The sequence below is a fragment of the Frigoribacterium sp. CFBP 8766 genome, from assembly GCF_014841435.1.
Taxonomy (GTDB): Bacteria; Actinomycetota; Actinomycetes; order Actinomycetales; family Microbacteriaceae; genus Frigoribacterium.
Genome location: NZ_JACYTX010000001.1, coordinates 1,042,693 through 1,054,803, shown reverse-complemented (window position 1 = coordinate 1,054,803; position 12,111 = coordinate 1,042,693). Strand labels below are relative to the sequence as shown.

Annotated in this window: 12 protein-coding genes; 6 read left to right on the top strand and 6 right to left on the bottom strand. The window is 73.1% G+C overall.

What is annotated here, in order from left to right; translation table 11 throughout:
- Nucleotides 1–25: 25 nt before the first annotated feature.
- Nucleotides 26–574 (bottom strand): GtrA family protein, encoded by a 549-nt coding sequence (locus IFT90_RS04990; RefSeq protein ID WP_192041206.1) that lies wholly within the window; start codon nt 572–574, stop codon nt 26–28.
- Nucleotides 575–718: 144 nt separating this feature from the next.
- Here IFT90_RS04990 and IFT90_RS04985 point away from each other — a divergent pair, with 144 nt between their 5' ends.
- Both IFT90_RS04985 and IFT90_RS04980 read left to right on the top strand, forming a co-directional pair.
- Entirely contained in the window at nt 719–1,723 is a 1,005-nt protein-coding gene (locus IFT90_RS04985; RefSeq protein ID WP_192041205.1) for an aldo/keto reductase family protein, read from the top strand.
- A 193-nt stretch (nt 1,724–1,916) separates the two neighbouring features.
- Entirely contained in the window at nt 1,917–2,468 is a 552-nt protein-coding gene (locus IFT90_RS04980; protein WP_192041204.1) for a YceI family protein, read from the top strand.
- Between the two features lie 105 nt (nt 2,469–2,573).
- Here IFT90_RS04980 and yidC read toward each other — a convergent pair whose 3' ends face one another.
- A complete protein-coding gene (gene yidC, locus IFT90_RS04975; protein ID WP_192041203.1) occupies nt 2,574–3,320 on the bottom strand; it encodes a membrane protein insertase YidC in 747 nt (248 codons plus the stop codon).
- A gap of 60 nt (nt 3,321–3,380) precedes the next feature.
- Nucleotides 3,381–3,692 carry a DUF6412 domain-containing protein gene (locus IFT90_RS04970; RefSeq protein ID WP_197980648.1) on the bottom strand — a complete coding sequence of 104 codons (312 nt, stop codon included), beginning with the start codon at nt 3,690–3,692 and terminating at the stop codon, nt 3,381–3,383.
- Between the two features lie 137 nt (nt 3,693–3,829).
- Between IFT90_RS04970 and IFT90_RS04965 the strand changes: the two genes are divergently transcribed.
- Together IFT90_RS04965 and IFT90_RS04960 are read left to right on the top strand one after the other, a co-directional pair.
- Nucleotides 3,830–4,387, top strand: a complete 558-nt coding sequence (locus IFT90_RS04965; protein WP_123548188.1) for a TIGR03086 family metal-binding protein — start codon at nt 3,830–3,832, stop codon at nt 4,385–4,387.
- A 131-nt stretch (nt 4,388–4,518) separates the two neighbouring features.
- Entirely contained in the window at nt 4,519–6,222 is a 1,704-nt protein-coding gene (locus tag IFT90_RS04960) for a long-chain-fatty-acid--CoA ligase (RefSeq protein ID WP_192041202.1), read from the top strand.
- Nucleotides 6,223–6,255: 33 nt separating this feature from the next.
- Here IFT90_RS04960 and lepB read toward each other — a convergent pair whose 3' ends face one another.
- The 3 genes from lepB to IFT90_RS04945 all read right to left on the bottom strand — a co-directional run bounded on the left by lepB (nt 6,256) and on the right by IFT90_RS04945 (nt 8,821).
- Entirely contained in the window at nt 6,256–6,861 is a 606-nt protein-coding gene (gene lepB, locus IFT90_RS04955) for a signal peptidase I (protein ID WP_192041201.1), read from the bottom strand.
- Nucleotides 6,862–6,894: 33 nt separating this feature from the next.
- Nucleotides 6,895–7,812 carry an oxygenase MpaB family protein gene (locus IFT90_RS04950; RefSeq protein ID WP_192041200.1) on the bottom strand — a complete coding sequence of 306 codons (918 nt, stop codon included), beginning with the start codon at nt 7,810–7,812 and terminating at the stop codon, nt 6,895–6,897.
- A 190-nt stretch (nt 7,813–8,002) separates the two neighbouring features.
- On the bottom strand, nt 8,003–8,821 hold the full coding sequence (locus IFT90_RS04945) for an oxidoreductase (RefSeq protein WP_192041199.1): 819 nt from the start codon (nt 8,819–8,821) through the stop codon (nt 8,003–8,005).
- A gap of 120 nt (nt 8,822–8,941) precedes the next feature.
- On the opposite strand from IFT90_RS04945, the gene IFT90_RS04940 reads away from it, so the two are divergent.
- Nucleotides 8,942–10,624 carry a long-chain-fatty-acid--CoA ligase gene (locus tag IFT90_RS04940; RefSeq protein ID WP_192041198.1) on the top strand — a complete coding sequence of 561 codons (1,683 nt, stop codon included), beginning with the start codon at nt 8,942–8,944 and terminating at the stop codon, nt 10,622–10,624.
- Nucleotides 10,625–10,693: 69 nt separating this feature from the next.
- The gene (locus IFT90_RS04935; protein WP_192041197.1) at nt 10,694–12,094 is read left to right on the top strand and encodes a serine hydrolase; all 1,401 of its coding nucleotides are present in this window, start codon (nt 10,694–10,696) and stop codon (nt 12,092–12,094) included.
- The last annotated feature ends 17 nt before the right edge of the window (nt 12,095–12,111 follow it).

The following is a 12,111-nucleotide window of genomic DNA, read 5'->3' as shown; positions in this document are numbered from 1 at the left end:
GTGGTGCGCGGTGCGGGTGGTGCGGTCAGCGGGCGTCGGCGGTGGCCGGCGCGAAGACGAACCAGCGGTACGCGACGTAGCGGAACGCCGTGCCGAGCACGAGCCCCACGCCGTTCGCCGCGATGTTGTCGGCGAGCTGGCTGGTGTGGCCGAGCACGTAGTGCGACACGAAGAGGCACAGGGAGGCGATGGCCAGCCCCCCGACGTTCACGAGGCCGAAGACGACGGCCTCCTTGAGCACGGCACGGCCGCGGTCGGCACGGAACGTGAGGTAGCGGTTGCCGAGCCACGCGACGGCGGTCGCGATGATGACCGAAATCACCTTCGCGCCGATCGGCTTGTCGTCGAGCAACGTGACGCGCAGCAGGTTGTAGACGCCCACGTCGACGACGAAGGCGATGCCGCCGACGAGGCCGAAGGTCGCGAGCTCGCGGAGGCGGCTCGCCACGCGCACCGAGACGGCGGCGCGGGCGGGCACGGGGGACGTCGCCGAGGAGGCGGCGGCAGGGTCGACGCCGGGAGCGTCGGCCGGTCGGGTGGTCACCCTCTCGTCGAGGGCAGTGGCGTCGGGCATGACACCGGTTCGGGGGCCCCCCGGAAGGGGGTTTGCCCGGGGTACGTCCTTGTGCGCTGGTTGCCAGGTTGACGTCACGCGCTGTTCACATGGGCGTCCCGGCTGTCGCTCGCCTCGCGCCCGGGACGCGCGTAGCGTGAGCCCATGGAATTCAGATACCTCGGACACAGCGGTCTCAAGATCTCTGAGATCACCTACGGCAACTGGCTGACGCACGCGTCGCAGGTCGAGAACGACGTCGCGACGCAGTGCGTCCGCGCCGCCCTCGACGCGGGCATCTCGACCTTCGACACCGCGGACGCCTACGCGAACACGGGCGCCGAGACGGTGCTCGGAGCGGCGCTCGCCGGCGAGCGGCGCGAGTCGCTCGAGATCTTCACGAAGGTCTACTGGCCGACGGGCCCGGCGGGCCACAACGACACCGGCCTCAGCCGCAAGCACATCCTGGAGTCGATCGACGGCTCCCTGAAGCGGCTCGGCACCGACTACGTCGACCTGTACCAGGCGCACCGCTACGACAGAGAGACCCCGCTCGAGGAGACGATGCAGGCCTTCGCCGACGTCGTCCGCCAGGGCAAGGCGCTCTACATCGGCGTGAGCGAGTGGAACGCGGAGCAGATCCGCGCCGGCCACGCGCTGGCCGAGAAGCTCGGCGTGCAGCTCATCTCGAACCAGCCGCAGTACTCGATGCTGTGGCGGGTCATCGAGCAGGAGGTCGTCCCGGCGAGCAAGCAGCACGGCCTGAGCCAGATCGTCTGGTCCCCCGTCGCGCAGGGCGTGCTCACCGGCAAGTACAAGCCGGGCGCCGAGCTGCCCGCCGGCAGCCGCGCGACCGACGAGAAGGGCGGCGCGAACACCATCAAGCGCTTCCTGACCGACGAGGTCCTCACCGGCGTCGCCGCCCTCGAGCCGATCGCCGCCGACCTGGGGCTCTCGATGGCCCAGCTCGCCATCGCGTGGGTGCTGCAGAACGACAACGTCGCCTCCGCGATCATCGGGGCCTCGCGCCCGGAGCAGGTCGCCGACAACGTCAAGGCGGCCGGCGTGACGCTTCCCGCCGAGGTCATGACGGGGATCGACGAGGCGCTCGGCGACCTCGCGGAGCGCGATCCCGCCAAGACGGTCTCGCCCGCCCAGCGCCCGGCCTGAGCCGCCCGGCCTTAGCGGCCGGCCCCGCGCGCGCGACCTCGGCGACGACGTTCCCGATCTCCTGCCGGAGATCGGGAATGTCGCGCGGGAGGATGCGCTTGCATATACTCGTACCGACCTTCGGTGACACGTCACCGATCCAGATCTCATCGCACGACTCACCACCAAGCCCACAGAACAGCAGGAGAACACCATGGCCATCACCGCAGAGAAGATCCCCGCCGGCACCTGGACCCTCGACCCCACGCACAGCGAGGTCTCGTTCAGCGTCCGCCACCTCGCCATCAGCAAGGTCAAGGGCTCGTTCGAGTCGTTCGACGCCTCGCTCGTCACCGCCGAGGACCACACCGCCAGCAAGGTCACCGCGTCCATCGACGTGGCCTCGGTCAACACGAACCAGAAGGACCGCGACGGCCACCTCCAGACCGGCGACTTCTTCCTCGCCGAGGAGCACCCGAAGATGACCTTCGTCTCGACCAGCATCGAGGAGAAGGGCGACGACGCGTTCCTCGTGCACGGCGACCTGACCCTCCGCGGCGTCACCAAGCCCGTCACCCTGAAGAGCGAGCTCGGCGGCCTGGTCGTCGACGGCTACGGCCAGACCAAGCTCGGCTTCTCGGCCACCACGAAGATCGACCGCACCGAGTTCGGCGTGACCTGGAACGCCGCCCTCGAGGCCGGCGGCTTCACCCTCGGCAACGACGTCACCGTCACGCTCGAGATCCAGTTCGTCCTCGCGCCGTAGTCGCACCGTCGCGGGCGCACGCCGCCCGCGCCCCGGAGGGCCCGCACCTGCAGTCGCAGGGGCGGGCCCTCCGTCGTGGTCGGCGCCTCCTCGTGCCGGCGCCTCCTAGGCCAGCACCCGGCGGAGCAGCGCTCGCTCCCCCAGCGTCCACGCCGCGCTCGTCACCATGTACAGGGCGGCGGCGAGCGGGACGAACGCCGCGACGACGACGGTGGCGAAGGGCAGCACGCGCGCGACCGTCGCGAGGCCGGGCAGCGCCTCCTGCCCGGGCGTCGCCACGACCGGGCCGACCGCTCGGAGATCGGCCCGTCGTCGCAGCTCGACGACGAGCGCGAGCACGACCAGCAGCACCACGAAGGGCCAGACGGCACCCGCCGCGACGCCGGCGGCGACGGGACCGACCGAGCCCACCAGCGAGGCGCCGAGCGCGGCCCCGGCCAGGACGTGCCCGAGCAGGGCGTTGGCGTGCCCGGCGATCACGGGGTGCGAGAACAGCGACCAGACCGCCGTGAGCACCGGCGCCTGGGCGAGGGTCGGCAGGCAGCCCGCCAACGGCGACACCCTCTCCGACGTGTAGAGCGCCGCCGTCGCGCGCTGCAGCGCCTGGGGGTCGCGGATCCGCCGGCGCAGGTCGGCGAGGGCGGGCGCCAGTCGTCGGCGGCCGATCGCCGCCCGCACCTGCGACACCCCCACGGGCACCAGCAGTGCACGGACGAGCAAGGTCAGGAGCACGACGGCGAGCGCGGACGACGAGGCGCCGGCGATCGGCTCGACGAGGTCGCTCAGCGCGACGACGACGGTGTGCAGGCCGTCGAGGACGACGGCGAGGGGCGGGAAGGCGGACAGGTCCATGGAGGTCCTCACGGCAGAAGGGAAGAGGTCGCTTCTGGCCGTCGGGCGCCGCGGGCGCGGTCAGACGGCCGGGAGGAGCCGTCCCGGCGCCCGGGCGCGCACGTGTCCGTCGGAGTCGGGGTCGCGGGCGAAGACGAGGAGGCGCACGTCGGCCGCCTCGGTCAGCACCGGCCCCGGCACGGCCGTGCCCAGCCCCGCGAGCGCCAGCACCGCGCGGGCGACGACCACGATCGCCAGCACCGCGGCGGCGCCGACGAGGCCGACGACGACCGTGGCGGGCAGCGACCCGGCGTGGCCGACGGCGAGCCCCATCGCGAGCGCGAGCTCGAGCGGCGCGAGGACGCGCACCAGCAGCTCGAGCAGGGAGGTCATGCACCCGACACTAGAGGACACGCCAGGGCACACGGTAGGTACGCTGACGGCGGACCTCGGATGCCGCGGCCGTCCTCGGGAAGGCTCGCGCGCCTCCTGCGTTGTCACCGTCACACCTGCTCCGAGGAGGACCCCGCATGACGCACGACTGGATCACCCTGCAGCACCGGGCGCACGCCGAGTTCGCGCGCCGGGTCGAGGCCGTCACCGACTGGGACGCCCCGACGCCCGACACCGAGTGGGCCGTGCGCGACCTCGTGCGCCACGTGACCCGCGAGCAGCAGTGGGTGCCCGTCCTGCTCGAGGGCGGCGACCCGAGCGAGGCGCAGGCCTCGGTCGAGCCGCTCGGCGACGACCTCGTCGACGCCTGGCACCGGTCGTCGCGGGCCGCGGCCGAGGCGTGGCGCGAGGCGGACCCCGAGGCGTCGGTGCGGCTCAGCTCGGACGTCGTGCCGGTGCACGAGTACCTCGCCGAGCAGGTCGCCGACGTCACCATCCACGCGTGGGACCTCGCCCGCGCCATCGGCTCGGACGAGGAGCTGGACGACGACCTCGTCGCGGCCGTCTGGTCGGTCTTCGAGCCACAGCGGGACGCCCTCGAGGCCTCCGGGCTGTTCGCCTCGCCGGTGCCCGTGGACGACGACGCCCCGATGCTCGTCCGCCTGCTCGCGCTGACGGGCCGCGACGCGCGCTGACGGAGGGTGCCCCTCTCGCTGACGCGGGCTGCCCTGCTCGCTGACGCGGGCTGCCCCCGCCCGCCGACGCAGGGCAGGCGGAGCGGGCGCCCTCGCAGGTCGCCCGGACCTCGGGATGGTTCGATGTCGGCATGACCGCCGACGCCGAGTCCGACGCCCGCCCCTGGCTGCACAGCTACGCCCCGGGCGTCCCCGCCGACATCGAGCCCGTGACGGGCACGCTCGTCGACCTGATCGACGACGCGGTGGCTGCCCACCGCGGCAAGGTCGCCCTCGAGTTCTTCGGGCGCGAGACCAGGTACCGCGACCTCGGCGACGAGATCGACCGGGCCGCCGAGGGCCTCCGCAAGCTCGGCGTGACGGCAGGCGACCGCGTGGCGATCCTGCTGCCGAACAGCCCGCAGCACGTGGTGGCCTTCTACGCGACGCTCCGCCTCGGCGCCGTCGTCGTCGAGCACAACCCGCTCTACACCGACCGCGAGCTGCGCCACCTCTTCGAGGACCACGGCGCCAAGGTCGCCATCGCCTGGGACAAGCTCGTCGGGCGCCTCCGCGAGCTGCCCGGCGACCTCCGCTTCGACACGGTCGTCTCGGTCGACGTCACCCGGAGCATGCCCCTCGGCACCAGGCTCGCTCTCAAGCTCCCTGTCCCCGCGGCGCGGAAGTCGCGCGAGGCGCTCACCGCCCGTGCCGTCGGCGACGTCAGCTGGCCCGACCTCGTGTCGGGCCGCCCGCTGAAGAGGCGCCACCCGCGCCCTGCCCTCGACGACGTCGCCCTGCTGCAGTACACGAGCGGCACCACCGGCTCGCCGAAGGGCGCCGTGCTGACCCACCGGTCGCTCCGCAGCAACGCCGAGCAGGGACGCGCCTGGGTGCAGGGCGCCGTCGAGGGCGAGGAGACGGTGTACGGCGTGCTGCCGTTCTTCCACGCCTACGGCCTGACGCTCTGCCTCACCTTCGCGATGCGGATCGGGGCACGGCTCGTGCTGTTCCCCAAGTTCGACGTCGACCTCGTGCTCAAGGCCGCGGCGAAGCACCCGCCGACCTTCCTGCCCGCGGTCCCGCCGATCTACCAGCGCCTCGCCGAGGCCGCCGAGCAGCGCGGCGTCGACCTCCGCAGCGCGCGCTTCGCCATCTCGGGCGCGATGAACCTCCCCCTGTCGACGGTCACCGCCTGGGAGCGCGTCACGGGCGGCATGCTCGTCGAGGGCTTCGGCCTCACCGAGACGTCGCCGGTCGCCCTCGGCAACCCGATGGGCCCGACCCGTCGCCCGGGCACCGTGGGCGTGCCGTTCCCCTCGACCGAGGCGCGCGTCGTCGACCGCGACGACCCCGACCCCGAACGCCCCGTCGCCCCCGGCGCGGCCGGCGAGCTGATCCTCCGCGGCCCGCAGGTGTTCCGCGGCTACTGGAACCGCCCCGACGAGACGGCCGAGGCGTTCCTGCCCGGCGGCTGGTTCCGCACCGGCGACATCGTCAGCATGAGCGCCGACGGCTACGTCACCATCGTCGACCGCATCAAGGAGCTGATCGTCACCGGCGGCTTCAACGTCGCCCCGTCCGAGGTCGAGGAGGCGGTGCGCGGCGTCGCCGGCGTGGCGGAGGCCGCGGTCGTCGGCCTGCCCCGCGACGGCGGCGGCGAGGACGTCGTCGCCGCGATCGTCGTCGAGCCCGGCAGCTTGGTCGACCCCGAGGAGGTGCGCGGCCACTGCCGCGAGCAGCTCGCGGCCTACAAGGTGCCGCGTCGCGTCGTCGTCGTCGACGAGCTGCCCCGGTCGCTGATCGGCAAGGTCCTCCGCCGCGAGGTCCGCGACGCCCTCATCGCCGAACGCTGACCGGCTGGCGACGCGCGCCGCGCCTCCTCGGCCCTACAGCACCGCCCAGCGGCCGAGCGGCCAGAAGACGACCGTCGCGCGGCCGACGACGTGGTCGAGCGGCACGAAGCCCTCGTAGGGGCCGGTCACGTGCGACCGGGAGTCGGCCGAGCGCTCGCGGTTGTCGCCCATCACCCAGAGTGCGCCGTCGGGCACGGTGACGTCGAACGGCGCGAGCGACGCCGGGTCCCCCTCGGGCACGTTCAGGTACGGCTCGTCGACCGGCTCACCGTTCACCAGCAGGCGCCCCTCGGCGTCGCAGCACGAGACGGTGTCGCCGGGCAGCCCGATCACGCGCTTGACGAGGTCGTCGCCCTCGCCTGCCGTCAGCCAGCCGCCCGGGTCCTCGAAGACGACGACGTCGCCCCGGTGCAGGTCCGTCACGTCGGGCACGAGCTCGTTCACGAGGATGCGGTCGCCGATCAGCAGGGTCTGCTCCATCGACGCCGACGGGATGGAGAACGACCTCACGAGGAACGTCCGGACGCCCCACGACACCAGCAGCGCGATCAGCACGATCACGACGAGGTCGCGCAGCCAGCGCAGCCCTCCCGCCCGCCGGGTCGCAGGAGGCGCGGCGGCGTCGGCAGGATCGGTCATGCTCCCATCCTCCCCGGTCCGCAGCGGCGGCGGCTACGCCTGGGCGCCCCGCAGCCGCTCGAGCCGCGCGAGCGAGTGCTCCTCGGCGACCGGCTTGTCGCCGAGCACGCGGCCGATCGCCCCGAGCATCACGCCCGCGGGCCGTGTGGTCGGCAGGTCGACCGGCCCGACGTGCGGCGCGCGAAGGCCGAGCAGCTCGCGGAACCGCGGCTGCAGGGTGCCCACGGCACCGTTGAACAGCACCGGGTAGCCGACGCGCAGCACCGGGAACAGCGGCGGCCGCGTGATGAAGCCCACCACCTCCTCGGTCCGGGCGGTGCGCTCGAGGATCCCGCGGCGGTCGAACTCCATGAGCTGGTCCTGCATCTCGGCGACCGAGCGCGGCGGGTCGACGACGCCCATCAGCTCGCCGGCGGTCGCCCACTCGCGCACGTACGCGTCGGGCCCGCCGGGCACCTCCCCCTCGCCCCACGCCAGGTACGCGGCGAGGAACGAGTCGGCGAAGGCCATGTGCACCCAGCTGAGCAGCTCGGGGTCGTTCGCCGCGTAGTCGTGCGAGACGCCGTGCCGGTCGTCGTAGCTGCCGACGACCTTCGTGTGCAGGCGGCTGACCCACCGGGAGGCGTGGGTCGCCGCCTCCTGGCTGCCGTAGGTCACGGTGTAGATCCAGCGGATCGTGCCGGCCAGGCGGCCGAGCGGGTCCTCTCGGAACCGGGAGTGGTCGTGCACCCCGGCGAGCGCCCCCGGGTGCAGCGCCTGCACGAGCAGGGCGCGGACCCCGGCGAGGATGGCGGTGTTCGAGCCGTGCACGGCCCAGACGGCCGACCCCGGCGCGAAGAAGCCCTCGTCGTCGCCCTTCGCGAGGTCGGTGACCCACTCGGGCGTGCCCGTGTACTGGCCGTTGAAGGTGTACTGGAGGCGGGCGCGGAGCGGCTCGGTCAGGGCGGGCATACTCCGATCATGCGCCGCGGGGGCTGGGCGCCTGCCCTCGGCGAGCGCGGGAGTCTCGACGTCGAGGCAGTCGAGGCAGTCGCGGCAGTCGCGGCCGGTCGAGGCGGTCCGGCCGTCCTGCCCGCACGCACCGCGCCTCCTCGTCCCGGTGTCGAGACGAGGAGGCGCGGGCAGAGCAGGCAGGCAGTCGTCACTTGCCGTGCGCCTCCTCGGCGACGGGCTGCCACTCCTCCCAGAGCGCGAGGCGCGACTCGTAGTCCTTCTTGGCGATGCCCAGCGGCGCCTTGCCGAAGAAGACGCGGAGCGGCGGCTCGTCGGCGTCGACGACCTTGAGGATCGCCGTGCGGGTGGCGGTGGGGTCGCCGGGGTCGGCGGCCGAGGGACGCTTGGACGCCGCCTCGCGGACGTCGGCGTACGCCTCGTTCTCGTCGCTGCGCGAGGCGGACGGGCCGGACCAGTCGGTCGAGAAGCCGCCGGGCTCGACGAGCGTGACCGAGATGCCGAAGCCGGCGACCTCCTGCGAGAGCGACTGGCTGATGCCCTCGAGCGCCCACTTCGACGCGTGGTAGATGCCGACGGTCGGGAACGCGCTGATGCCGCCGATGCTCGAGACCTGGACGATGTGGCCGGAGCCCTGCTCGCGCATGATCGGCAGGGCCGCCTGCGTCACCCAGAGGGCGCCGAAGAGGTTCGTCTCGAGCTGGCCGCGCGCCTCCTCCTCGGTGATCTCCTCGACCATGCCGAAGTGGCCGTAGCCGGCGTTGTTGACGACGACGTCGAGGCGGCCGAAGTGCTCGGCGGCCTGCTGCACGGCGGCCACGTCGGCGGCGCGGTCGGTGACGTCGAGCTGGATCGGCAGGAACGTGTCGGGGTACTGCTCGACGAGCGCGTCCACCGCGTCCAGCTCGCGGGCCGTGCCGGCGACGCTGTCGCCGCGCTCGAGGGCCGCCTCCGCCCATTCGCGGCCGAAGCCCTTCGATGCCCCGGTGATGAACCAGACCTTGCTCACGGTGTTCCTCTCGTCGTGTGGTGTCGCGCTGTCGGGAGCGCTGCTCCACTGAACGCCCGGCCTCCCCGACGCGCGCACAGCCCGCTCGGAGGGTGCGCATCTCGGCCTAGAGTGGTGCGCGTGACCATCGACACCGCTCGTCCCTGGCTGGCCTCCTACGCTCCCGGCGTCCCCCACGACATCGAGCCCGCCACGGGCTCCCTCCTCGACATCGTCGAGGGCACGGCGGCCGAGTACCCGAAGTCGGTGGCGCTCGAGTTCTTCGGCGCGACCACCACGTACGCCGAGCTCGTCGACCAGGTCTCGCGCGCCGCCGAGGGGCTGCGCAAGCTCGGCGTCCGTCACGGCGACACCGTCGCCCTCGTGCTGCCGAACAGCCCCCAGCACGTGGTGGCGTTCTACGCGGTCCTGCGCCTCGGCGCGATCGTCGTCGAGCACAACCCGCTCTACACGCCGCGTGAGCTGCGGCACCAGTTCGAGGACCACGGCGCGAAGATCGCCATCGCGTGGGACAAGGTCGTCGAGACCCTGCAGGACTTCCCCTCCGACGTCGCCGTCGACTCGATCGTGTCGATCGACGTCACCCGCGGCATGCCCCTCGCGACGCGCACCGCCCTGCGCCTGCCGATCAAGAAGGCCCGCGAGTCGCGCGACCGCCTGACCACGACCGTGCGCGGCACCGTCCCGTGGGAGAAGGTCGTCGGCTCGTCCCGCATCAAGGCGAAGCACCCTCGCCCCGAGACCTCGGACCTCGCGGTCATCCAGTACACGAGCGGCACCACCGGCACCCCCAAGGGCGCCCAGCTGACCCACGCGAACCTGCTCTCGAACGCGGCGCAGTCGCGGGCGTGGGTGCCCACCATCACGCGGGGCGACTGCACCGTGTACGCCGTGCTGCCGATGTTCCACGCCTACGGGCTGACGCTCTGCCTCACCTTCGCGATGAGCATGGGCGCCCGCCTGGTGCTGTTCCCGGCCTTCGACCCGGCGCTCGTGCTCAAGGTGATGAAGAAGCGCCCGCCGACCTTCCTGCCGGCGGTCCCGCCCATCTACACGCGCCTCCGCAAGGCCGCCGACGACGCCGGCATCTCGCTGAAGGGCGTCGAGGTGGCGATCTCGGGGGCCATGCCCCTGTCGGCCGAGGTCGTCGAGCCCTGGGAGGAGCAGTCGGGCGGCTGGCTCGTCGAGGGCTACGGCCTCTCCGAGTGCTCGCCCGTGCTGATGGCCAACCCCGTCGGCCCGACTCGTCGCGCCGGCACGGTCGGCCTGCCCCTCTCGAGCACCGAGGTGCGCGTCGTCGACCCGGAGGACCCGACCGTCGACGTGCCCGCCGGCGAGAGCGGAGAGCTGATCGTGCGCGGTCCCCAGGTCTTCAGCGGCTACTACAGGAAGCCGCAGGAATCGAGTGAGGTCTTCGTCGACGGCGACTGGTTCCGCACCGGCGACATCGTCACGATCGACCCGGACGGCTTCGTCCGCATCGTCGACCGCATCAAGGAGCTCATCATCACCGGCGGCTTCAACGTGAGCCCGTCCGAGGTCGAGGAGGTGCTGCTGCGTCACGAGGGAGTGGCCGAGGCCGCTGCGGTCGGCCTCCCCTCCCCCGGCGGCGAGCAGGTGGCGGCCGCCATCGTGCTGCACCCGGGTGCCGAGGTCGACGTGCAGGCGCTGCGCGCCTTCGCCCGCCAGCACCTCACGCCCTACAAGGTGCCCCGTCGCATCGTCGTGGTCGACGAGCTGCCGAAGTCGCTGATCGGCAAGGTGCTGCGCCGCAAGGTGCGGGACGAGCTCGCCGACCGCTGACCCGGGCCGACCAGCCGCTGCCGCGGCGTCGCCGACCGGCGTCGACCGGCCGGCGCTAGCCTCGACGGCATGACCATCGACGCTCTGCCCACCAGCACGCCGTCCGCCGAGGGGATCGACGCCGTCGGCGTCGAGGCCTTCCTCGACGGGCTCGAGTCCACGCCCGGCGTCGAGCCGCACAGCATCGTGGTCGTGCGCCACGGCTCCGTGGTGACGCAGGGCTGGTGGGCCCCGTACTCGGCCGACCGTGTCCACCTGCTCTACTCGCTGAGCAAGAGCTTCACCTCGACCGCCGTCGCCTTCGCGGTCGACGAGGGCCTCCTCGGCCTCGACGACACCGTGCTCAGCCACTTCCCCGAGCTCGACGCCGACGTGACCGACCCCCGCAGCCGCTCCATGCGCGTCCGCGACGTGCTCGCGATGTCGAGCGGACACCACGCGGAGGCCCTCGGCCGCGCGCTCGAGGCCGACCCGGCCGACCTCGTCCGCGGGTTCCTCCTCACGCCGCCGGAGGCCGACCCCGGCTCGGTCTTCGCCTACAACCAGCCCTGCACCTACGCGGTCGCGGCCATCGTGCAGCGCGCCTCCGGCCTGTCGCTCACCGAGTACCTGCGTCCGCGGCTGTTCGAGCCGCTCGGGATCGGTCAGGCCAGCTGGCAGCGCGACGACAGCGGCCGCGAGATCGGCTTCAGCGGCCTGCACGCGCAGACCGAGGCCGTGGCGCTGCTCGGCCAGCTGTGGCTGCAGCGGGGCGTGTGGCAGGGCAGGCAGCTGCTGCCCGCCTCCTACGTCGACGAGGCGACCCGGGTGCAGGTCGCGAACCCCGACGAGGCGAACGCGGACTGGAGCCAGGGCTACGGCTTCCAGTTCTGGATGGCCCGGCACGGCTATCGCGGGGACGGCGCCTACGGCCAGTTCTGCGTCGTGCTGCCCGAGCACGACGTCGTGCTCGCGCTCACCGGCCAGACCGTCGACATGCAGGCCGTGCTCGACCTCGCCTGGCAGCACCTCCTGCCGGCCTTCGAGGGCCCGGGCGACGCGGCCGCCGACGACGCGCTGGCCCGCCGCACGGCCGCGCTCGGGCTGGCGCCCCTCGAGGACGACGCCGGTGCTGCCGAGGTGCGTGCCGCCTCCTTCGTGCCGGCCCCGTCGAGCGAGCAGTCGTCGCTGACGTCCGTCGAGCTGACGGGAGAGGGGTCGTCGTGGAACGTGCTCCTGCACGAGGGCGACGACGTGCTCGAGGCCGAGGTCGTCCTCGGCGCCTGGACCGTCACCGACGCGCTCGCGGTCACCGCGGGTCGCCGGGGCGCGGCGCTGCACGTGGACGTGGTGTTCGTCGAGACGCCGCACCGCCTGCACCTGGTGCTCGACGGAGGCGCCGCCGACGTCCGGTGGGAGACGACACCGCTGCACGCACCTGCTCTGCGGCAGCTGCGAGCGCCGCGCGACGGCGAGACGGCCCCGCTCTAGCGACGAGGCCGGCAGGC